The sequence below is a fragment of the Paenibacillus qinlingensis genome, from assembly GCF_031455095.1.
GTDB classification, from domain to species: domain Bacteria; phylum Bacillota; class Bacilli; order Paenibacillales; family NBRC-103111; genus Paenibacillus_E; species Paenibacillus_E qinlingensis_A.
On record NZ_JAVDSB010000006.1, the window covers coordinates 263,799 to 286,577 of the forward strand.

The window sequence follows — 22,779 nt, forward strand, 5'->3', positions numbered from 1 at the left end:
CACTTTTAAATCAAATACCGCAAGTACATGTATACGCTCGAAAGTAGGATCGATAACAGCATGAACGGGAAGCCATATTTTAGATATTTGATGAAGGTAATGGGATGCCCCTCTTTGCTTGCTAGTCCTGCCACAATCAAGTTCGCGCTCGCCCCGATTAATGTACCATTACCGCCCAAACAAGCGCCAAGTGCCAAACTCCACCACAGTGGCTCTAGATTGCTGACGCCCAAAACACCCATTTCCTGAATCAATGGAATCATCGTGGCAACGAAGGGGATATTGTCGAGAAAAGCGGATGCAATCGCGCTCAGCCAAAGAATAAGCATGGAAGTTGCGATCGGGTTGCCGCCTGTTAACTGGGTGGCATGTATAGCTAATTGCGTAATGACGCCTGTTTCTACAAGGCCCGATACGAGCACGAATAGCCCGACAAAGAAAAAGATCGTAGGCCACTCGATACTTGCAAAGGCAGACTCTAGCATGCGCTCTCCTGTCAGGAGGAGGAGAAGAAACGCGCCACAAAGTGCAATCGTAGCCGATTCCAAATGCAAGCTTTGGTGCAGGAAGAAGCCTAGAATGGTAAGCGTTAGTACGGTGAGGCATTTCCAGAGAAGCTTGCGGTCTGTCAACATGTCATTCTCATCCAATTCCATAATGCTTTTTTGGAGCTCGGGTGTAGACTGTACTTGCTTCCCAAAAATAAGCAGAAACAAAGGGATATAGGCCAGCATGATGATGATTGCAATAGGTGCCAGATTGTTAATGAAGGCCATGAACGTGAGCTCACTCACTGCGCTGCCAATCATAATATTGGGTGGGTCACCAATTAGTGTGGCTGTACCCCCAACATTGGAGGCCAGAATTTGCGTAAAAAGAAACGGGAACGGATTCACGCGCAGCTGTCTTGTGATACTCAAGGTGACAGGCACCATGAGAAGCACCGTCGTCACATTATCCAGAAAAGCGGAGCATACGGCTGTAAGGATCGCGAGCACGATTAGGATCCTTCGCGGCTTCCCTTTGGCGAGCTTCGCTGCTTTTACAGCGATATATGTGAACAGCCCTGTTTCTGCGGTGATACCTACCATAATCATCATTCCGATGAGCAGTCCCAGTGTGTTGAAATCGATGTGGTTCAGCGCTGTTTCTTGGCTGACAATACCACAAACAACCATGAGCACGGCACCGATCATGGCGATGATGGTGCGGTGAATTTTCTCGGAAATAATAATCGCATAAATTAGTAAGAAAATGCCGATAGCAAAGTAAGCTTGTAATTCCACTAGATCCGCCTCCATTGAATAATTGATGACCCGCAGTCTCCGAAAAAAGACAAAAAGAGCCCGCTGTTGGCAGGCTCCTCCGGGTCAATCCTATATAGCGTAACTATATCCGTTCCCTTGGAAGTTGTAAAGCTAAAGTCATTTGGTACAATAGAATTAACGTTTGGCCTCAGGGGGACGACAATGATCAATATCGGTTTAGCAGGTTGGAGTGATCATGACTTAGGCGGGAGTAAAGGGAAGCTGATGAGTTATGGCGCCCATTTCCCATTGGTGGAGGTCGATACCTCATTTTACGCGATACAGCCAGAACGCAACTATGCAAAATGGGTACAAGAGACACCTGAGAATTTTGGGTTTATTATAAAAGCCTACCAAGGGATGACTGGCCACCTGCGGGGAGAAAATCCGTTTGCAGGCGGTGCTGATCAAATGTTCGAGGCGTTCCTGCAGTCTATTCGACCCGTTCAGGAAGCGGGAAAATTGAAGGCTGTGTTGTTTCAATATCCACCATGGTTTGCATGCAACAAGGCAAGTGTGGATGTCATTCGCGAGGCGAAGGCGAGAATGGGCGATGTGCCGCTAGCGCTGGAGTTCCGCCATCAGAGCTGGTTCACGGAGGACATGCGCGATAAGACGCTGTCTTTCATGAAGCGCGAAGGGTGGATGCACAGCATCTGTGACGAGCCGCAGGCGGGGATTGGATCGGTTCCAATCGTCTTAGAGGCGACGCATTCTGACATGACGATGGTTCGCTTCCACGGACGGAATGTCGGGGGATGGGTACAGACGAACGAAGCTAACTGGCGCGACGTGAGGTATCTGTACGACTACAATCCGCAGGAATTGTTGGAGTGGAAGGTGAGGTTGCTCCGCTTGCAGGAGCAGACGCGTGAGATTTGTATCATTTTTAACAACAACTCCGGCGGACATGCTGCAGGGAATGCCAAAACATTAATGAGCATGCTAGACTTAGACTACGAGGGGCTGGCGCCGAGGCAGTTGGATTTATTTTAATAATTATAATTAGTTGGAAGTATGAACAGGTAAAAGGGGCGTGTAAACAAGTGGTTGGTGCTATTATTGGAAGTGTGATCGCGATTATTATCGTGATTGGACTAACGATTTGGATAACGAAGAAGGCATACTCACGGAAGTGGGAAGATGATGAATAGAACCGAAGTAAGTGCTGAGTTGTAGGGAAATGACACATAGAAACGCGTCTTCAGGTGTTGTCAGGTATAGGCTTTCTTGCTATGATGAAGCTAGGACAAGCTTGTAAACGTAAACATAAAGGTGGCTGGCCGATGAACCGTATGGAGGCCGAATTCAGTAACCTCGTGAAGGCGTATCGCAAGAGGCATATGGGTAAAGGGCCGGAGCGAGTGACGACGACCTTTTGCAAAAGTTGGGCGATCTGCGAAATGGCAGGGAACCTTTCCCCTGTGGAGAAATTTATGGCGAAGACCGGCGATGGCAGGCAAATGCTCCGCACGGCACGCACTGAAATGGTCAAAGAAATCTACAAGGATCATCCGCCTGTAGAGATGGAAGCGCTGCTCGGCGCGAAGTTTATTCAGCTGTTTGTCGATATCGATATTGCCCAAGATGTAGGGATGTCGGTGTTCGTTTTTGATGAGGATTTGGAAAAGAAGTTTGGTACAAGAAACGGATAACTAACCGCTCGTACATCTACATATACATAAGTAAGGTGCTTGGCACTTGGTAGCGAACCTGCCGGAGACTAACCACTGTGAGACAACCCGAGACTCTTCTCGTAAGAGGGGCTTGGGGTTGTTTTGCGGTGGTTTTTTGCTTCTAGGGAGCTGAGGAGCAGACGTGTTGAGTGGAATAGAATGATGGGAAGAGGCGTTAGTAAACGTGCCGACCAGTCGCCGACCAGTTGGAGGAAAAGCCTGCAAATATGCAGGCATTTTAGTCCAATTCCTGCGTTTAGCGAGAATACCTGCAAATATGCAGTTTTTTTGGTGAATTATCTGCATGGAACGAAGCAAGGGCAGAAATACCTGCATATTTGCAGGCATTCCTCGAAAATAGCGTGTTTGGGGAGCGAAAGGATGTACTTTTGCAGGTTTTTTGAGGTGATGATCGACAAGTAGCAGTTTGGGGAGCGATACGAGCCAAAACAAGACCATACATATACAAATAGAGCCGAAAACAATATTACAACAAATGGAGGCGTTCCACTTGGGGAAAACAAAGCACACAGGGCCGATTAAGCTGCCCGCGAAACCGGACCCGAAGCTCTGGGTTAGCAAAATACCATTCGGACTAGGCAAGGTTAAGCCGAAGCATATTCGAGAGACAGCGAAAATTGCTTGGCAAAATCGCGATAATTTGCCTTACGCGGTTAGAATTCTGACGCAAGGCGTGTGTGACGGTTGTGCGCTTGGCGTGTCGGGACTTTACGATCAGACGCTGGCGGGGCCGCATATCTGCACGACGCGGCTCAACGTGCTGCGGCTGAATACGATGCCAGCCATTCGCGAGGAGCTGCTGCACGCGGACATCGACGAGCTCAGCCGCTTGAGCTCCACCGAGCTTCGCCAGCTCGGTCGCATTCCATATCCGCTCATCCGCAAGAAGGGTGAGCGACGTTTCCGCCGCGCCACGTGGGATGAGGCGTTGGACACGATTGCAACGAAGATGCGCGGGCTGAACCCGAAGCAGATGGCCTTTTACTTAACGGCGAGAGGGATTACGAACGAGTCGTACTATGTGGCAGCGAAGGTCGCGAGATTGCTCGGTACGAACAATATCGACAATGCCTCGCGCATCTGCCACTCGCCGTCGAAGACGGCACTGAAGCGCTCCGTAGGCGTGGGCGCTTCGACCTGCAATTACAAGGACTGGATCGGCACGGACGTCCTTGTATTCTGGGGCAGTGTGGCCGCGAACAACCAACCGGTCTCGACGAAGTACATGTATGCGGCCAAACGCAAAGGGACGAAGATCATCGTCATTAACCCGTACTACGAGCCATCAATGGAGCAGTACTGGATCCCTTCCATTGCCGAATCGGCGTTATTCGGCACAAAGCTGGCCGACGATGTATACCAAGTGAACATCGGTGGGGATATTGCCTTCATGAACGGCATCATGAAGGTATGGTTTGAGATGGAGGCGCATCAGCCCGGCTCCGCGATCGACCATGCGTTCGTGGCTGCGCACACGAACGGCATAGAAGAGCTGCGCGCCCACGTGGCGCAGCAGGACTGGACGACGCTCACGCAGTCGTCCGGTCTCACCCGCGAGCGCATCAGCGAGCTCGCTCACTTGCTAGCCCGTGCCTCTAGCGCGGTATTCGTGTGGAGCATGGGGCTCACACAGCACCGCTTCGGCACGGACAACATCTCGCAGGTGGCGAACCTCGCCCTCCTGCGGGGCTTTCTAGGCCGCGAACACTGCGGGCTGATGCCCATCCGCGGCCACAGCGGCGTGCAGGGCTCCGGCGAGATGGGCGCCGATCCCTTCTCCCTGCCGGGCGGCGAAATCAACAGCGCCGCCGACCGCAAGCGCATCGAGCAGCTCTGGGGCTTCGAGCTGCCGAGCTGGCAGGGTGACATCGTTGGTGTCACCCTAGAGAATGCGCTCCTGCCTGAGGAGCAGGAGCGGAAGCTCCGGCTGTTTTACACATCCGGAGGCAACTTCCTCGAGACGATGCCGGACCCGGCATTCGTCCACAACGCACTAGAGTCAATGGATGTCCGTGTCCACCAGGACATCATCCTCAACACCTCCACGCTGCTTGATGCGCGGGAGGCTGTGGTGGTGCTGCCCGCGATGACGCGATACGAGCAGCCTGGGGGCGGCACATCCACTTCGACGGAGCGAATGGTGTACTTCTCGCCCGAGATCGCCGGTCCCCGCATCGGCGAAGCCCGCGCGGAGTGGGACATCTACGTCGATCTCGCCCGCCGCGTGAAGCCCGAAGCTGCAGCGCAGCTAGGCTGTCAGACCGCGGAAGCGATCCGCGCCGAGATCGCGCTGGCCGCGCCGAGCTATGATGGCATTCAGCACCTGCGAGAGCGCGGGGATGTGTTTCAATACGGCGGCGCGTGGCTGTGCGAGGACGGCGTCTGTCCGACGCCGGATGGCCGCGGCCGGCTGCTGCCGATTGAGCTTCCGGAGCTGCGGAAGCCGGAGGGGCATTTCGCGGTGACGACGCGCCGCGGCAAGCAGTTCAATTCGATGATCTACAGCGACATCGATCCCTTTAATGAAGCTGATCGCTACGATGTGCTGATAGGGCAAGCGGATATGCGCAGCCTTGCTTTACAGGAAGGCGAGGCTATTGTTGTCTACAACGGTTACGGTGCAATGCACGGGAGAGCTAAGCAATCAGACATTCGATCAGGCAACATCGAAGTGCACTGGCCAGAAGGCAATAGCTTGATACCTAAGGGGGTATACGAACCGTTTGCCGGTATACCAGAATATAATACAGCCGTTATCGTTGAAAAGGCGGAGACCTATCACGCCCACAAAGACACTCGATATGTAGAGAAGCGCATTTTAGAGCTAGAAACGGAAATGGAGGGGTAAGAAAATGTCCATGGATTCTTCGCCCTCTCCATCAACCACAACTTGGTCGATTCATCGATACAATGGTTCAGAGGTGTTGCGTGCAGAGGATACGATTGCTGTTGAAGCGCCTTTGACCCTCATGCTGGATGGCGAAGAATTCGCCACACTGGTCTACACGCCGAGCGACACCGTCGATCTGGTTACCGGTTTCCTTGCCTCCGAAGGTATGATTCGATTCGTCGACCAGATTGAATCTCTTACATTAGAGGAAGACCGCGGATTCGCCCATGTGAAGCTGCGGCAGCTTCATCAACTGAGCCGTCAGATGGTATCCAAGCGATTCATCGGGTCCTGTTGCGGGAAAAGCCGCCAGTTTTATTTTCACAATGATATGCGCACAGCCAAAACGGTGACGACGAAGCTCACGCTAACTATTCCTCAATGCTTCCACCTGATGAGCGAACTTCAGGGGCAATCGGCTGAATTTCGGTTGACGGGAGGTCTGCATAATGCAGCTTTGTGTACGGCGAACGACCTTCTGGTGACCCGAGCGGATATTGGCAGGCATAACGCACTTGATAAAATTTATGGTCATATCCTTCGAGGGCGGATTTCGGTGCGAGATAAGGTCCTTGCTTTCAGCGGAAGAGTCTCTTCCGAGGTGGTATTAAAGGCGTCCAAAATAGGCGTCGGAATTCTTTTGTCGAAATCTGCCCCTACCGATCTCGCACTTCGACTCGCTCACGATCTTGGCATTACGGTGGTTGGCTTCATTCGGAAGGATCATTTAACCGTGTATACGCACCCCGAGCGCATTGCTGAATGTCGATAAAGTTACCTTTTTGTGGAAATATTTGTGTTGTCTCTCTATCAGAATTGTGCTAGATTCTACCTATTGCCAACTTTTGTTAAGAGAGGAATGACAGAATGGGGAATTGGACAGTTCGGTTGAAAAAAGGGGGCATAACGCTGGTCGCAGCCTTCGTGCTGATGACGACGTTTGCAGGGCCTCAGTCTTGGCATGTATATGCAGCTGAAATCAATGCAGATATTCCACAGGTTATTGAGAAAGCTTCGCCATCCGTGGTTGCTATAATAGGAAAACCATCCTCTGAGGTGGACAAAACACTAGAGAAGAATAGATTTAATCTAGCACACGGGACTGGCGTCATTGTGGCTTCGAACGGTGTGATTGTTACGAATGCTCATGTCGTAAAAGATATGAAAAATATCGTCGTCGTGACCTCCGAAGGGACAACCTATCGTGGTCATGCCTCGAATATTGATGAGGAAAGTGATCTTGCTCTGGTCAAAATCGATGCTGTCGGTTTACAGCCAGCCACCTTCGCTTCTTCGTCGGATATTAAGGTTGGGGAAACGGTCGCGGCGATTGGAACGCCAATTTCATTTGCTTTGCGCAACTCGGTTACGGTGGGTATTGTCAGCGGACTAGATCGTTCCGTAAGCTCGCAGTACCAGCTGATTCAAACGGACGCAGCCATTAACCCTGGCAACAGCGGAGGCGCTTTGATTAATATGAAGGGCGAAGTTATCGGGATTAATACGATGAAATACGCGGATATTGGTATCGAAAATCTCGGGTTCGCGATTCCTGTGGATACGGTGAAATATGTACTTAAGCATTTTGAACTGTACGGCAAAGTAAAGCGTGCTTACACAGGGCTCGAATTGGAAGAAAGCTGGGAGGCTGTTGTTGGCTTACCTAGTATGGCGGGGTTAAGGGTGGATTACGTAGACGCGGATTCACCTGCGGCTGAGGCGGGAATTGAACAAGACGAAGTGGTCGTTTCTATTGGTTCTGACTCGGTCCAAACGCTGGTCGATTACAACGAGGCGATTAAAAAGTATTTGCCCGGACAAACGGTAGACATCAAGCTTCAATCGGGAAGCGCAACGTTGACCAAGTCGGTAAAATTAGGCGAGCTGCACAACACCGAAGCAACATTAACAGAGGATGCTGACGGGAGCTCATTAGACGCGGATAGCGGCAAAACGAAGATTGGCGACAGCCACTTCGGTTGGTCGATGAAGTATCCAGCGGGTCTGGTCAAAAGACAACAATCCGATGATGGTGATTCCATAAGTTTCGTTGATGCGAAAGGCGAATTCGCACTTTCCATTCGAATTGCGAGTGATCAAAGCGATGAGCTATCGCCTGCTGCCCTTTTGACCACAATTGCCGGTGAAGATGATAGTGATTATTCGAGCTACGGGAACAGTGCGACGGTATTGGAACGTCAGTATGTGAAGCGGGCAGAGTATCCTTATGCCAAAGTCGTGAGCCGCTCTGGCGAAGATGGATACATCCAGACGCGTGGTTATTTACATGGCGGCCGTTTGTATACGGTACAGCTCTTTGTGACCAAAGAACAATACACGAATCGTTCCAAACAAAATAGCTATAATGATTTATTGGATAGCTTTAAGCTTGCTTTTAATACGGGAGATAATTCTCTGAAGGATATTTCTGTGTTCAATTCAGATGATGTGACCTACACGAGTGAGTATGGATTATCCATTGATTTGCCTGCTGCCTGGGAGCAGGATTACCATGGAAGCACTTCTTTTTATAATGATGAGTATTCGCAATCGCTTGAGATTCATGTAACCTCGGCATCTTCAGGTGATACGTTGCAGAATTGGGTAGACCGTGAAGTGGATATGTTCGAAGCGCAGTATACAGCCGATTATCGCCGCGTGGATAAGCCCGTCGAAGCAACGGTAGATGGAGTACCCGCTTGGCAAGTAGACTTTGCGAGTTCATTAGGGGACGAGTGGTTTGCGGGTAGATCGCTCTTTTTCATCAAGGATAAGTACAAATATGAAGTTCGAATGACCTATCCGAAAGACGAGCAGGATGATGAGCTGGAGAAGATGTGGGATAACGTTGTAGCGTCTATCACTGTGGATAAAGAGACCATGGATGGTGAACTCGGATTCATTCAGGATCTTAATGAACTTGCCGATCCAGATCGTACGGCGCTCTACAAGAATGAGAAATTCAATTACACCTTGCGTATCCCTGAGAACTGGACAACGAACCGTTCGTATGACGGCAATGATCAGGCGACGAAGTCCTTTTCTTTCCCAGGTGGATATTTACGTGTAGAGGCAGATAACAAATCAGTCTATACGGAGGTTGTGAAGGACGCCGAAGAAGAGCTTAAGAAAAGTCACACGAGTGACAGTGACTATTCCTATTCGGCAGAGGATGTCACGCTTTTCGGGGATGTGAAGGCGAAGAAGTATAAAGTGAGCTACTCGAAAGCGCACATCCCTTATACCGAAACGATTTACTTGTTTAATCGCAAGCAAGTTACCTACACGGTGACGCTGCGTACGGATGTTGCGGTCAGCACGGCTGCGAATGTCGCGCGGCTGAACAAGGCCTTTGATTCGTTCGCCTTCGTGAACGGGACGGAAAGCGGGAAGTAGGTCTCCCCTGATAACGTAAAAGCCCCTGAGAATGTTCATATTCTCGGGGGCTTTCGTATTTAACCAGCAGTAGCGGTGCTCTCCTGCTTGCTTCTAATTTTATGGAACATTGCCTCGCGTTCTGACTCTTTGAGAATCGGGCAATTGAAGCACTTTTGGCCTTCTTCGCGGCGGTAGTACATGCAGCAAGAAGAGCGCATGATCACTTTTTTGCCTTCTTGGTAAGGGCTGTCTATGTACTTAGGCTCATGAACGAATGGGTTGACCTTGCGGCCAAACACATCAGGTGTTAATTGCTTGGTCACCACCTCGTAATCTGCGGAGAACTGTTCACGCACGTTTGGACGGGGGTCATTTTCCAAGACATAGTCCCTAACGAAAGTCATACGCGCCGCAAATTGATTCCAAATCATAGCTTGATTCACTTTGGCCTGTTCAGCGATGACCGCAATTACAGGCGAGATGAGTTCTGCGAATACCCGGCGCATCTCTAATTCAATGAAAAGATCACGATCTTCCGTAGGCGCTTCTTTCCACTGCAGATTTATAATTTTATAACCGATGTGGGCATGGTCGCCGTGATTCTCGACTTCGAATGCAATGTTGTCTAGGTCGAAAACTAACCACTGATTATACTGAGAAAGAAATAGCTGGCTCGTAGCCACGAGGTTGAAAAGGGAGAGCCCCAAGTACGATGCAGAAATGTCCAACCCTTTGCCGCGGAGTAAAGCTTGACCTTTCTCGAGGACGCCGAGCATCGTCGGTCCATCTAAAAGCTGCCGTGCAGGAATATGCAGGAGAGGTTCTTCCATGCCTTTAGGTGAAATGTGGAAATACTGTTCAACTAGTGTAAAATCGACGTTTGACTCGATGGGCATCGTCAGCACGCTCCAATTTATAATAATGATTATCGTTATCAATATAGTTATTTTGATCATACAAGATGCGGGATGAAAGTGTCAATTTGCTTTCTTACATAAAAGCAAGGCAGATCCTAGAAATAGCAAGAGACAGTCTCGGAAATCCATCTAATGCTCCCAAATGTGGAGAAATCTCCAAAAATAAAGACATAAAATCCATCTAGTTTGTGGTGGAGGCGGAGCAAGGTTTGGCTGCGGCTTTAGAGGTATTGGTAGTGGGTTGTGGTAGAAGTAGAAGAAGTGGTTGAGGTAATGGTAGGGAGGCGAGTATGATGATGCAGCGTGCGCTCTGACTCCGAACGCACGGGTCAATTGAGTAGCTAGCTTTTTAAATAGATGGAAAAAGTACAGCTAATCTGGTTAGAATCGGCAGTTTATTGGATTATGCCTGAAATTAACTGTAGGAAATCCATCTAATGCTCCCAAATGAGAAGAAACTCCAAAAATAACGACATAAAATCCATCTAATTTGTTGTGGAGGAGGAGCAAGGTTTGGCCGCGGCTTTAGTGGTAGTGGAAATGGGTTGAGGTAGAGTTTGCAAACGAAATAATACCTCCCAATCCATATGGACTGGGAGGTGCAGATTCCAGCGGGTGTCTTACTTCCGGTACAATGCGTAACCTGGATTCTCGGGTACGTCGATGGCAATGATACGCAGGCTTTGCGCACTGCCGACTTGAAGATGAAGCGCTTCGCCTTCACCCTCAGCCTGTGCCACCGCAAAATCCTTGTGGGACAAGGTCTTGTGCCCTTGCACTTGCTCTTGCCCTTGCGTTTGCTCTTGCCCAGCGAGCCCCGCCGAGGCAACTACACCCTCGCCTTCGCCGCGAATGACGAGGAACGCCAGCCTGCGTCCGAGCTCTAATGCGTAGCTGAACGCTGTGCCAGGCTCCAGCTGCCAGTCATACATCCGCACATCGGTATCGAGCTGGATAGGAGCTTCCGCGCCGATGACGGTTTTTAGCGCAGCACCTGCTTGTTGATGAACCGGAAACTGGTCATGCTCGTATTGATGATAAGTAGCTGGCTTCTTCACGGTCTCGCTCAGATGAGGCTCGAACCAAATCTGCATCGCCTCGCTGCCTGCTTTACGGAAGGCCTCGGAGTGGTGGACGCCGGAGCCTGCCTGAATCACTTGAGCGCCACCGTTCGTTACGGTTTCCAGTGAGCCGAGGGAATCCCGATGCTCGACGAGTCCGTCGATGACATAGGTGAGGATTTCGAACGCTTTGTGCGGGTGCATGCCGATTTCGGATACATCGGATGCTTTGCCCCAAGCCCAGTAGAATAATGGGCCTACACGATCTACGGCCGTCTTTTCACCAGGGAAGCTGATCGCACGTTGTTCAACGAATTTGCCCCCATCAAACGCTCCAACGCCTTGCTCACCAGCCGAATAGATATGCATACTCATAGGAATCACTCCTCAGCTATATAATAATTAATTACTTACTTTATGTAAGTATTATACCGCCTTTTATCCCCCATGTCAAAATGTTTTCCTCATGCCTTGCGGTGCTTCTTGACTTCAGCCCTATGATCACACTACAATTCATAGTGTAAGGAGTGTGGCCTAACGTGAAAATGCAAAACTTTAAATTAAAGGAAAGCGGACTTAACCGCTTCTTCGGGCCGCTAGAGTCCAAAATCATGGAAATTCTCTGGAGCAGCCCCTCGGAAATGACGATTAAAGACGTTCAACAGAAGCTGGATGAGGACAAGGCGATCAATTTCAACACGGTCATGACGGTGATGAACCGTCTCGTAGACAAAAAGATTTTACAGAAGCATTCTGTCGCACGATCGTTTCACTATAAGCCAGTTGTGACGATTGAAGCGTTCATGGAAACGCAATCGAAAGAACTGACCTATGACCTCATTGAACAATTCGGTTCATTAGCGGTTACCCATATGGTTGATGCGCTCGATAAAGTGGATCCTGAGCTGCTTGACCAGCTGGAACAGCACATTCTACTTCTGAAAAAGGATCGATGAATGATGACGGAATCACGGTTCAAATGGCTGTACGCGGCTGCGCTGATCATTGGAGGCACGATTGTGTGGCAGATGGTTGCCTTCCTCCTTGGGCATATGTTTCACTGGAGACCTTCACGCAATCTATTTGATTTGTGTCTGATTCTTTTTCACTATCTGCACGTGCCTGGTCCTGTGCCAATGACCTTAGTGAATGGGCTCATCCTGTACACAATGGGAACGATGGGTTGGCTTGCCATCAAGCATGGCTATGATGTTATGAAGGCGAATAAGCTCGTGAAGAAGTATCACGACGCAGCGCTTTCTGCAGAAAATGCCGCCAAATTCGAACTCACACCGCAGCAACTCCAAATCGTTAACTATAAAGCCCCGCTTGCGATGACGATTGGGTTATGGAGGCCGCGCATTCTTGTCTCGACGGGACTTATGGACATGCTGGAGCCGAATGAGCTTCGCGCGGTGATAGAGCATGAGAAGTGCCATGTACAGCACCGGGATCCTGGGGCTATCTTCTTGCTGGCGCTGATCTCGAAGTCGATGCGATATATCCCTATTTTTGAGTGGATTGCTCATAAATATCCGATGATGATTGAATTGCGTGCGGACAAGTACGCGATTGAACGGATGGAGCAAGCCGCTGACTTAGGCAGTGCGCTGCTGAAGCTACTGAAGCAAACAACGAAGCCGCGGTTCCCGCTATCTCATGCGTCTTTTGCAGAGACGTCGATGAATGTGCGCATTCAGCATATTTTGGATCCACAGAAGCAAGTGACCTTGCGCTGGCCGCTATTTCGTTTGGCGATGTCTGCACTCATATTTGTACTCGTTATGGGGCTTATCTAAATAAGCCTTTTTTGCTTACCTATGGAGGCTCATCTGAAAAGAATTGACAATCTCTCTATTCAACACTACAATTTGTAGTGTAACTATTTTCCACCATATGAAGGAGAGAATAGCATGGACTACATAATGAAGAATCTACATTTTATATTTACTCACGTTCCGATTGCGCTTTTAATTTTTAGCTTTGTTTTTGATGTGGCGGCTCTCATTACTAAAAAGAAGGACTGGCACTCAGCTGGTATGCTATGCCTGGTTGTAGGGGCACTCGGCGCCATCGCCGGTGTTTTGACGGGGCCCGAATCGCGGAATACGCTGGTTGGCTCGCATGAATTCTATGCGAAGCTAACGATGTTCGCGGCCATTGTGCTGGCTGCTGTGCGTGTTGGTTTGCTCATTTGGAAAAAGCTCGAGCTCGGACGCAATCCGATCTTCCTCGTTGCCTCGCTGGTCGTTGTGATTCTGGTGAGCTACACAGGCCATCTTGGGGGCAAAATGGTGCACCGTGATATGCAAGGCGGTCCCGGCATGATGATGCAGGGCGGACCTGGCGGCGGTGGGCCTGGTGGCAACGCTGGCCCTCAGGGCGGACAGGGTGGTCAAGGTGGCCAAGGCCAAAGGCAGGGACAGCAGGGTGGCCAGAATGCTCCTGCACCAGCCAAATAATATCCGCGCTGATCAGCTTGCGAATAAAATCACCTCATTTACCTCATCCTAGCAAAGGTAATACATATCCTTTCCAGGAGGTATCGACACCGCTATGACTAAGGTTGACTCAAGCTTACAATCACAAAATCCGATCTCATCTGCACAAAATTCCGCCGATAACGTTCACCAAGCCGTAAACCATGCGTTATCTCACCCTACAGCTCAAACGACGGAAGAGGCACAGAATGCTATTGCCAAGGCGAAGAATGCGGTAGATCAAGCATTTGACCAATCAGATAGCCCTGCGGTACAGCAGGCTATTGAATCCTTGGAAGAGGATAAGGCAAGGCTGACGAGTTTGGAGTAAACCTAAGTTTTCTACATGAAGAAAAGGCCGTATCCCGTAGATCACAACTACGCCGGAGACGGCTTTTTTGCGTATTCCTATGCTTTTTGCCACTACAGACGACCTCATGATGAAATAGGCATTTCCGTGCTACACTAAAGAGACGAGTAACTTGTCAGTCTTGTCTTCATAATTTCGTAAGAATTATGCTAACTATTTTGTAAATAGTGTCTATTATTATTAGGCTAGTACGGTGGGTCGAAGTGAGATGAAGAAAAAGGGTGCGTGGACGTGACGAAATATCAAGTGCTTGTCGTCGATGATGATATCGACATTCAGGAAGCGATTGAGATTTATTTGAGAGGCGAAGGGATGGAAGTCAGCAAAGCAAACAATGGTCTGGAAGCCCTGCTATTGCTGGAAGTAAAGGAATTCCATCTAATCATCCTCGATATCATGATGCCGAAGATGGACGGGATTCAGGCGACATTCAAGATTAGAGAGAGCTGCAATGTCCCGATCCTGATGCTTTCCGCCAAAACAGAGGATATGGATAAAATTATGGGCTTGAATGTGGGTGCTGACGATTATCTGACGAAGCCGTTCAATCCGCTGGAACTGATCGCTAGAGTGAAGTCGCAGTTGAGACGCTACACAACGCTCGGACCCATGAATTCGATGGAAAAGACGGCAAACGAAGAATTAAGCGTCCGCGGCCTTGTGCTCAATCCAGTCACGAAGGAAGTCACTGTTGATGGTGAGGAAGTGCGTATGACACCAACGGAGTTCAAAATCTTGGAACTGTTGATGGTGAATAAGGGACGCGTATTTTCCATTGACGATATTTACGAAAAGGTGTGGAAGGATCCTGCCTTTAATGCTGAGAATACCGTGGCTGTGCATGTGCGCAGAATTCGCGAGAAAATTGAAATCAATCCAAAAGATCCTAAATATTTGAAGGTGGTGTGGGGTGTTGGCTACAAAATGGAGAAGTAAATCGCTCTCCCTGGCGTTGCTTGTTGGTGTTTTTGTCATGTGGACGTTGACACTATTCGCGGCAACGAATGTCTATAAGAATAGCGTGTACTTCGGTGAGGATGCTTATTTCAAAAGTGGAGCTTTCAGCAGGGAAATAAATGCCATTTATGAGAACATTCAGTTGTATTATCTGGAGGCTCCGCATTTTAATGAGAAAACACCAGAAGAGCAGCTCGGAAACAACGAGTACTACAATGTGAAGCGTGATGCAGAAAGAACTGTGCAAGATCGCATCAACAATCTGGAGCAGAAATACAGCCAACGTATCGAAACGGCTCGTAATCATGAAACCAATGCTGACGTAGATCGACTGGAGGCTGAGAGAGATACGAAGCTTGCGGAGTTGAATAAGGAAATGGATGCGACCCTACAACTCAAGTTGAAGGCGGCAATCGCAGCTAAGCAAAAGCAATTCTCGGCAGCCAAGACCAGTCTAGATAATCGTCTCAAATCTCTGTACTATGTCGTGAAGAATCTGAAAACTGGTGAAACCTACAGCAATATCGCACCCGAAGCTTTGCAAAAGTTACGGGATCAGCAAGCCTTTATCTATACCCTGGATTTACCCAAAATAGATGAACCGAATCGATTTTCGTACCAAATGAATGTTGATCAGATTAAAGCTACGTATTACATCTTAAATCCATCGCAAGGCACAGGCATTATTCAATCAGATTATCTCTCTTACGAGTCCATGAAGAATCAAGCGCAAGCAACGGTTTACTTGTTCATCGTGATTGCGGCACTTACCATCGGGCTAACGTATACGGCGCGCACATATCAGACCGGTGAGATATCTCTGATGAATATCCAAACGGAGATAAGGAAACATTTCCCGCTCGATGTTCGGGCTTGGACCACCTTCATTGCTACTGCAGCATTGTTCGGTATCCTGATGGAATGTGAGCTCTATTACTGGTCGTCGACCTATATCAGCATGTATCAAATAACCATCGTCCTCATTGCATCAGCGTTACTTGTCATTGTGTGCAGCGGCTTTCGCGGTGCAGTCGCATTGCTTCGACATCCGGAATATCTCGCCCAGCAGTGGAGCAGCTCCTTAACCGCTTCGTTCTGGCAAACGGTGAAAGATACGCTGGAGCGACGCGGCTTAATCTTCAAGCTGATCGTCTTTATGGCAATCCTTGGGATCATGGGCTTCCTGCCCGTGTGCATAGTTGCTTCTAGCGGAGAAGAGGTTGTTATCGTCTTTACGTTCGTGTGGTACATCTTGTTCCTGCTTGTGGTGCTGCCTTATATGATGCGGAAGATCAAGCAGCTTCGTGCCATTATTAAAGGCGTGGAACAAATGTCGCAAGGCAACTTTGATGTGACGCTCCCCGCCAAAGGGAAAGGCCAGCTGTCCCGGATGGCGATGAACATTAACAATTTGAAGTACGGTTTGCAGCTTTCGCTCGAAAAAACACGTGTCAGTGATCGTCTCAAAACAGAGCTGATTACGAATGTGTCACACGATTTGAAAACACCGCTAACTTCGATCATTAGTTACGTCGATTTGTTAAAAAAAGAAGGCTTGTCCGCCGAGCAATCCACCCATTACTTAGAGGTGCTCGATCGGAAAACGCAGCGGCTCAAGGTGCTCATCGAAGATCTCTTCGAGGCGTCGAAGATGGCAAGCGGGGCTACTGAGCTTTACTGGGAAAAAGTCGACGTCTCCGCCCTGCTGACACAGGCACTAGCGGAGTTCAGCGACAAAATCGAGGCGTCCACGCTGACTTTCCGCGTAAACGTGCAGAGCCCGCATATGTATGCGCTGCTGGATGGCAAAAAAACATGGCGCGTCTTCGAGAACCTCATCGGCAACGCCTTGAAGTACGCCCTGCCGGGAACAAGGGTTTACGTCACGTTGACGGAAAATACAGAGCGCGTCATCCTCGTCATTCAGAATATCTCGCTCCATGAGCTTAATTATGATGTAGAGGAGTTGTTCGAACGCTTCAAACGCGGTGATCAATCTCGCGGAACGGAAGGCTCCGGCCTCGGCCTCGCCATTGCGAAGAGCATCGTTGAGCTGCAAGGCGGCACGCTCACGATTGACATTGACGGCGACCAATTCAAGGTCATTGCTGAATTTGAGAAACGTGAGATGCTGGCAGCGCCGCAGGAGTAAATCTAAATTCTAGAGACGAAAGAGAGAGGGCCCCCGCCATATCAACATGGCTTATGGGAAACCCTCTCTCTTTTATTTCAATTCTAGCTCCAACTCTTCTAACGTATACCGGTTGTCCCACAAAAAAACCATGTCATACGCAGTTGAGTCCTTCGAGACAAACCTAGCTGTAGCCGCAATAACACCGCCTATGATCGCTCCGAATCCCACAATCCATCCCATCAATGCAAACACTTGATCGACCATGTGCATTCACTCCTTTGAGGCGCGATGAACTCTTAATCTATCCATATGCACGACGAATTTGAAACATGTGTGACATTTGAAAGCCTTCTCATCACGAGTATGGACATCGGAAATGTCGGGCTGGGAGAGTTGCATTTTAGTCTTTTTATCCGATTGACACGTTCGGAAGAGGGATGGTAAGATCACCGTGTAAGGATCGAATAGACAGCATTTGGAAAAGTTAACAGGCATCTAATGTGCCCAATTCATACAACGAAAAAGGGGGGTTCACTATGGATTTTATGGTTTTTGTCGTACACACACATCATAAACGGACATTCGTCCAAACTAATTTCATAGATGGTAACCCGCTGGTTAGCCCGAGCGTCTGCGATTGTATGCGCATGTTCGGCTGCTAGCACCCCTTCCCATACGTTAAGTTGTGAAGCGCGGGTTACGACAAGTTCGTAACGAGCGCTTTTCTTTTTCATAGAAGGCATATCGCTGCGTGCGGTATGTCTTTTTGCGTCTTTAGGTGTCTATGCACCATTTGAGAGGAGTGAATGTATACATGTTTACCGTTTTAAAGAAATTAGCTTGGTTTTTCAAAATGAACTGGAAACGCTACAGCCTCGCCATTGGGTTGCTCATCATTGTAGGAATTATTGATGTCATGCCGCCGAAACTGATCGGTTATGCGATTGATGGGATACACATGGGGACATTGACGGGGTCCAAAATGGTTCAATTGCTCGCCTTTTGGGGCGTGCTGATCATTGCTGGCTACGGGCTGTCTTACGTATGGCTGTACCAGTTGTTCGGCGGTGCCTTCGTGTTGGAACGCGTGCTTCGCTCGCGATTCATGAGGCAGCTGTTGAAGATGACACCGACGTTCTACGAGCGTAACCGCACGGGGGACCTCATGGCGAGAGCCACGAACGATCTGCAAGCGGTGTCGACGACAGCGGGGTTCGGTATCTTAACCTTCGTGGATTCCACGCTGTTCATGTTAACCATCCTTAGTATGATGGGCTTCTTCATTAGCTGGAAGCTGACCCTTGCCTCTATTCTACCGCTGCCGATTATGGCCGTTGCGATTACGATTTATGGCGGTCGCATCCATGAACGATTTATTCTTGCACAGGATGCTTTTGGGCAAATGAACGACCGTGTGCTGGAAACCATTGCAGGTGTCCGGGTCATCCGGGCTTTTGTGCAGGAGAAGGCAAGTGAACACAATTTCGCGACGATGACGGACGACGTGTATCGGAAAAATATCGCCGTAGCGGTTATTGATGCTCTTTTTGAACCAACGGTCAAAATTCTCGTAGGTATTTCATACCTCATTGGGCTCTGTTACGGAGGCTATCTGGTGTTTCACAGTGAGCTTACGCTCGGAGAACTGGTGTCCTTCAATACCTTCCTGGGTATGCTGATCTGGCCGATGTTCGCGATTGGGGAGCTCATGAACATTATGCAACGCGGCAACGCATCCCTAGATCGTGTAAACGAAACGCTTGGTTACAAGCCAGATGTTAAAGAAGTGCCGAACGCTGCGACGCAGCTGAAGCCGGATTCGATCCATTTTGAAAAGGTAACGTTCCGTTACCCGTCCTCTTCTATTGATAATTTGGTCAATATGACGTTCCGTTTAGAACGCGGGCAGACGCTCGGCATTGTCGGCCGTACGGGCAGCGGCAAAACTACGCTGCTGAAGCAACTGCTTCGCGAGTATCCGATTGGTCAAGGCGCCATTACGATCACAGATACGCCAATTGAGCAGATTGCTATCGATACGCTGCATGGCTGGATTGGATATGTGCCGCAAGAGCCAATTCTCTTCTCCAAATCCGTGCGCGAAAACATCATGTTCGGCAAGGCGCAAGGCACGGAAGACGAGTTGACGCGTGCGCTTGATCTCGCTGCCTTCCGCAAGGACGTCGAGTTCCTGCCGGAAGGTCTGCAGACGCTCGTCGGGGAAAAAGGCGTCGCTTTATCCGGCGGTCAGAAACAGCGCGTATCTATTGCACGTGCGCTGTATGTCGATCCGGAGATTCTCCTGCTCGACGACGCGCTCTCTGCGGTGGATGCGAAGACGGAAGCCGAGATCATTCGCGGCATTCGCTCCGAACGCGCTGGCAAAACGACGCTGATCACCACGCACCGCCTATCCGCTGTACAGCATGCGGATTGGATCGTTGTGCTGGATGAGGGTTACATCATCGAAGAAGGTACGCATGAGCAACTGCTTGCACTTGGCGGTTGGTATAAAGAACAGTATGACCGGCAACAGCTGGAAGAACAGACGGTTGGATAAGGACGGCAGTTGTCAGTTGAGACATAAAGAAAAGAAGGTGAGACTCCTGATGAAGAACACGCAACAACAAACGAAATCAACGAAACAAACAGGCAAACGGTTATTCCAATATGCCTCCCAATTTAAGCAAACCTTGCTAATTGCCTTAGTTTTTTTATCCTTAGCGGTTGCAACTGAGCTGGCGGGACCGTTTATTGCCAAGCATATGATCGACACGCACATCTTGGGCATTGAGAAGCCGTGGTATGAGACACAGTCGAAGGCGATGAGCGATAAGGCAGTGGCTTATGATCAAACATTCTTTAAGCGGGGTGACAACTACGCGGAAGGCGAGCCGAAGGGGAGAGAGGTTCGTATTTTACAAGTGGGAGGCAAGTTCGTCTGGTTAGATCAGGCTCTTCCTTGGGATGGTGTGCGTAAGCTCACAGATGACGGGAAGCTGCAAGTCACGCAAGACGGGAAGCAAGCCGAATACACGGTCAAGCGTCTGAGTGCGCAGGAATTATACAACTTTTACAAGCCGCAATGGGCCAATCTGATGACGCTCGCTGGGTTCTATGTGATCCTAATTTTCATTGGTGCCGGATTTACGTATGGACAGAAGTTTTTACTGCAATCTGCGGCGAACCGCATTATTCAGCGCATGCGCAGGGACGTGTTCGCGCAAATTCAGCGGTTGCCGATTAATTATTTTGATAATCAGCCAGCGGGCAAAATTGTCTCACGTATCACCAATGACACCGAATCCGTTCGGGATTTGTATGTGCAGGTGTTGGCGAACTTTTTTACAGGTACGATTTACATCGTCGGTATTATCGCTGCTATTTTCATATTAGACTATCGTTTAGCACTTTTCACATTGCCGATTATTCCACTGCTGGTAGTGTGGATTATCGTCTATCGCAAATACGCGTCCTCCATTAATCACGAAATTCGGGAGCGCATTAGCGCAATTAACGGCATGATCAACGAGGCGATTCAAGGGATGACCATCATTCGTGCTTTTCGCCGACAAAAGGAAACGACCGAAGAATTTGAAGTGCTGAATGAGGAGTATACGAGGTATCAAAATAAACTGCTCAGCCTGAACTCCTTGACCTCTCATAACTTGATGAACGTGGTGCGGAACTTGTTCTTCTTCGGTTTAATCTGGTACGTTGGCGGCAGTTCGCTGAATGCGCTGATTACCGTTGGTGTGCTCTACGCTTTCGTCGATTACCTCAACCGGATGTTCCATCCGATGGTAGGTATTGTGAATCAGCTGCCGAATTTGGAGCGTGCGCTCGTGTCGGCTGACCGTGTATTTGAGCTTTTGGATGAGCGGGGCATCGATGTTGTGGCTGAAAAAGCAGACCGCTACAAAGGCCATGTGAGCTTCGAACACGTTCGCTTTGCCTACAAGGAAGGGGAGGATGTGTTGAAAGACATCTCCTTCTCCGCGGAGCAAGGGCAGACCGTAGCCTTAGTAGGGCACACCGGGTCTGGCAAAAGCTCAATCTTGAACCTGCTATTCCGTTTCTATGAGGTGAGCGAAGGTCGCATCACGGTAGATGGCCGCGATATCCGCGAGCTATCGAAGCAGCAGCTTCGGCAGCACATGGGCATCGTGCTGCAGGATCCGTTCCTGTTCACGGGGACGATTGCGTCCAATGTATCCTTGGACGATCCGTCCATCACCCGGGAACGGGTGGAGGCGGCGCTGCGCGAAGTCGGCGCAGCGGAAATGCTTGGGGCGCTGCCGCATGGCCTCGATGAGCCAGTCATCGAGAAGGGCAGCACGCTGTCGGCTGGGCAGCGGCAGCTGATCTCGTTTGCCCGGGCGCTGGCGTTCGACCCGGCGATCTTGATCCTCGATGAGGCGACGGCCTCCATCGACACCGAGACCGAGGCCATCATTCAGGCCGCGCTCGATGTATTGAAGAAGGGGCGGACCACCTTCATCATTGCCCATAGGCTGTCGACGATTCGCAGCGCCGACTTGATTCTTGTGCTCGACCACGGCGAGATCGTCGAGCGTGGGACGCATGAGGAGCTCATGGCGCTCCTCGGGCGGTACTACCAGATGTACCAGCTGCAAGCGGGGCATCCGGAAATTGCGGCTGCAGCGGAGGCGGCTGCTTCGACAAGCAAGCTGTAGGCAGAACGACTAGGCGCAAAGACTAGGTCGCTAGTCGAGGATGAATCTCGACAAAAGGCTAACGACTCCGACTTTCCATTATGCTACAATAGGTGCAAATGGAAGCTTATGTGAAGTGGAGGGGAAATTTTATGCGCTCAGATACAATTCGTTTGTTAAACCTATTGCAACTGCTATCCGAAGTAGCGATTGCCGTGGGGTATGTACTTGGTTTAATCCCATTTGTATATGCATGGTCATGCGCGTGGGTCATTCCGTTGGTTTTCGTGAATCTCGTATTTGCGATTCTTACAGGTAATGGAACTACGTTGAAAACGATCATCAACATTGCTTTGGCGTTCCTAAGTCTGATCCCGGTTCTCGGTTATCTTTTCCGATTTGGCGGTATTGTGGTGTCAGGTCTTAACATGAGAGAGCTAGCTAAGAGACGTAATAACTAGTAGTGGAAAATTGGATGGCGCTGAAATGGCGTGAATCCCCGAGGTAGAAAAATCCCGAGATTAAGGTGATTACATCATCTTATCTCGGGATTTTTCTCATTTTCATTGGTAATAAAGTGACGCTATAACGCTAATGTGATGAAATGCACCGGAAACTTCGATGTTGAAGCTAGTTAACGTTATGTCATAACGTTATTGTGCAGGCGCTCGTTCAATAGAGCGGAATAGCGTTATCGCATACACTAGCGTTGCATCAAAGGTCACACAAAAGTTTTAACCCCATTATTAACTAAAATTGTAATTTGATGATCTATTTTCATGGCATGAAATAAAAAAAGCACCTATTGTAGAGGTAAACGCGTTACTCATCTACTCTCCACAAAAGGAGCCATCCAATGGGTAACATACACAATATTAAGGTAATTCGTCAATGTTTTTCTTTTCTAGGTGA

General features: G+C 49.4%; 19 protein-coding genes. 14 read left to right on the plus strand and 5 right to left on the minus strand.

The annotated features are described in order from the left end of the window. Positions 1-5: 5 nt before the first annotated feature. The gene (locus J2736_RS18585; protein ID WP_310500077.1) at positions 6-1,286 is read right to left on the minus strand and encodes an ArsB/NhaD family transporter; all 1,281 of its coding nucleotides are present in this window, start codon (positions 1,284-1,286) and stop codon (positions 6-8) included. A 183-nt stretch (positions 1,287-1,469) separates the two neighbouring features. Here J2736_RS18585 and J2736_RS18590 point away from each other — a divergent pair, with 183 nt between their 5' ends. From J2736_RS18590 to J2736_RS18610, 5 genes are all read left to right on the plus strand, one after another. Then, the gene (locus tag J2736_RS18590; RefSeq protein WP_310500078.1) at positions 1,470-2,303 is read left to right on the plus strand and encodes a DUF72 domain-containing protein; all 834 of its coding nucleotides are present in this window, start codon (positions 1,470-1,472) and stop codon (positions 2,301-2,303) included. A 290-nt stretch (positions 2,304-2,593) separates the two neighbouring features. Continuing rightward, on the plus strand, positions 2,594-2,962 hold the full coding sequence (locus J2736_RS18595) for a Na-translocating system protein MpsC family protein (RefSeq protein WP_310500079.1): 369 nt from the start codon (positions 2,594-2,596) through the stop codon (positions 2,960-2,962). 532 nt (positions 2,963-3,494) lie between these two features. Beyond that, complete coding sequence (locus J2736_RS18600) at positions 3,495-5,852, plus strand: FdhF/YdeP family oxidoreductase (protein WP_310500080.1); 2,358 nt, start codon at positions 3,495-3,497, stop codon at positions 5,850-5,852. Positions 5,853-5,856: 4 nt separating this feature from the next. Next, a complete protein-coding gene (fdhD, locus tag J2736_RS18605; RefSeq protein ID WP_310500081.1) occupies positions 5,857-6,666 on the plus strand; it encodes a formate dehydrogenase accessory sulfurtransferase FdhD in 810 nt (269 codons plus the stop codon). 95 nt (positions 6,667-6,761) lie between these two features. Beyond that, positions 6,762-9,290 (plus strand): S1C family serine protease, encoded by a 2,529-nt coding sequence (locus J2736_RS18610; protein ID WP_310500082.1) that lies wholly within the window; start codon positions 6,762-6,764, stop codon positions 9,288-9,290. Positions 9,291-9,349: 59 nt separating this feature from the next. On the opposite strand, the gene J2736_RS18615 is transcribed toward J2736_RS18610, so the two are convergent. Together J2736_RS18615 and J2736_RS18620 are read right to left on the minus strand one after the other, a co-directional pair. Then, positions 9,350-10,168 carry a (2Fe-2S)-binding protein gene (locus J2736_RS18615; protein WP_310500083.1) on the minus strand — a complete coding sequence of 273 codons (819 nt, stop codon included), beginning with the start codon at positions 10,166-10,168 and terminating at the stop codon, positions 9,350-9,352. 641 nt (positions 10,169-10,809) lie between these two features. Beyond that, positions 10,810-11,625 (minus strand): pirin family protein, encoded by an 816-nt coding sequence (locus J2736_RS18620; RefSeq protein ID WP_310500084.1) that lies wholly within the window; start codon positions 11,623-11,625, stop codon positions 10,810-10,812. A 164-nt stretch (positions 11,626-11,789) separates the two neighbouring features. Here J2736_RS18620 and J2736_RS18625 point away from each other — a divergent pair, with 164 nt between their 5' ends. The 6 genes from J2736_RS18625 to J2736_RS18650 all read left to right on the plus strand — a co-directional run bounded on the left by J2736_RS18625 (position 11,790) and on the right by J2736_RS18650 (position 17,209). After that, positions 11,790-12,206, plus strand: a complete 417-nt coding sequence (locus tag J2736_RS18625; protein WP_310500085.1) for a BlaI/MecI/CopY family transcriptional regulator — start codon at positions 11,790-11,792, stop codon at positions 12,204-12,206. Next, positions 12,207-13,049, plus strand: a complete 843-nt coding sequence (locus tag J2736_RS18630) for a M56 family metallopeptidase (protein ID WP_310500086.1) — start codon at positions 12,207-12,209, stop codon at positions 13,047-13,049. A gap of 114 nt (positions 13,050-13,163) precedes the next feature. After that, on the plus strand, positions 13,164-13,712 hold the full coding sequence (locus J2736_RS18635; protein ID WP_310500087.1) for a DUF2231 domain-containing protein: 549 nt from the start codon (positions 13,164-13,166) through the stop codon (positions 13,710-13,712). Positions 13,713-13,806: 94 nt separating this feature from the next. Beyond that, positions 13,807-14,061, plus strand: a complete 255-nt coding sequence (locus J2736_RS18640; RefSeq protein ID WP_310500088.1) for a DUF3813 family protein — start codon at positions 13,807-13,809, stop codon at positions 14,059-14,061. Positions 14,062-14,331: 270 nt separating this feature from the next. After that, entirely contained in the window at positions 14,332-15,036 is a 705-nt protein-coding gene (locus tag J2736_RS18645; protein ID WP_310500089.1) for a response regulator transcription factor, read from the plus strand. After that, a complete protein-coding gene (locus J2736_RS18650; RefSeq protein WP_310500090.1) occupies positions 15,014-17,209 on the plus strand; it encodes a HAMP domain-containing sensor histidine kinase in 2,196 nt (731 codons plus the stop codon). The genes J2736_RS18645 and J2736_RS18650 overlap by 23 nt, the downstream gene beginning before the upstream one ends. Positions 17,210-17,281: 72 nt before the next feature. Here J2736_RS18650 and J2736_RS18655 read toward each other — a convergent pair whose 3' ends face one another. Beyond that, the gene (locus tag J2736_RS18655; RefSeq protein WP_310500091.1) at positions 17,282-17,455 is read right to left on the minus strand and encodes a hypothetical protein; all 174 of its coding nucleotides are present in this window, start codon (positions 17,453-17,455) and stop codon (positions 17,282-17,284) included. A 245-nt stretch (positions 17,456-17,700) separates the two neighbouring features. Next, a complete protein-coding gene (locus J2736_RS18660) occupies positions 17,701-17,925 on the minus strand; it encodes a hypothetical protein (RefSeq protein WP_310500092.1) in 225 nt (74 codons plus the stop codon). 80 nt (positions 17,926-18,005) lie between these two features. Between J2736_RS18660 and J2736_RS18665 the strand changes: the two genes are divergently transcribed. The 3 genes from J2736_RS18665 (at position 18,006) to J2736_RS18675 (ending at position 22,328) form a co-directional block, all read left to right on the plus strand. Continuing rightward, a complete protein-coding gene (locus tag J2736_RS18665; protein WP_310500093.1) occupies positions 18,006-19,751 on the plus strand; it encodes an ABC transporter ATP-binding protein in 1,746 nt (581 codons plus the stop codon). A gap of 49 nt (positions 19,752-19,800) precedes the next feature. Beyond that, the gene (locus tag J2736_RS18670) at positions 19,801-21,888 is read left to right on the plus strand and encodes an ABC transporter ATP-binding protein (protein WP_310500094.1); all 2,088 of its coding nucleotides are present in this window, start codon (positions 19,801-19,803) and stop codon (positions 21,886-21,888) included. A gap of 131 nt (positions 21,889-22,019) precedes the next feature. Beyond that, a complete protein-coding gene (locus J2736_RS18675; protein ID WP_310500095.1) occupies positions 22,020-22,328 on the plus strand; it encodes a hypothetical protein in 309 nt (102 codons plus the stop codon). The last annotated feature ends 451 nt before the right edge of the window (positions 22,329-22,779 follow it).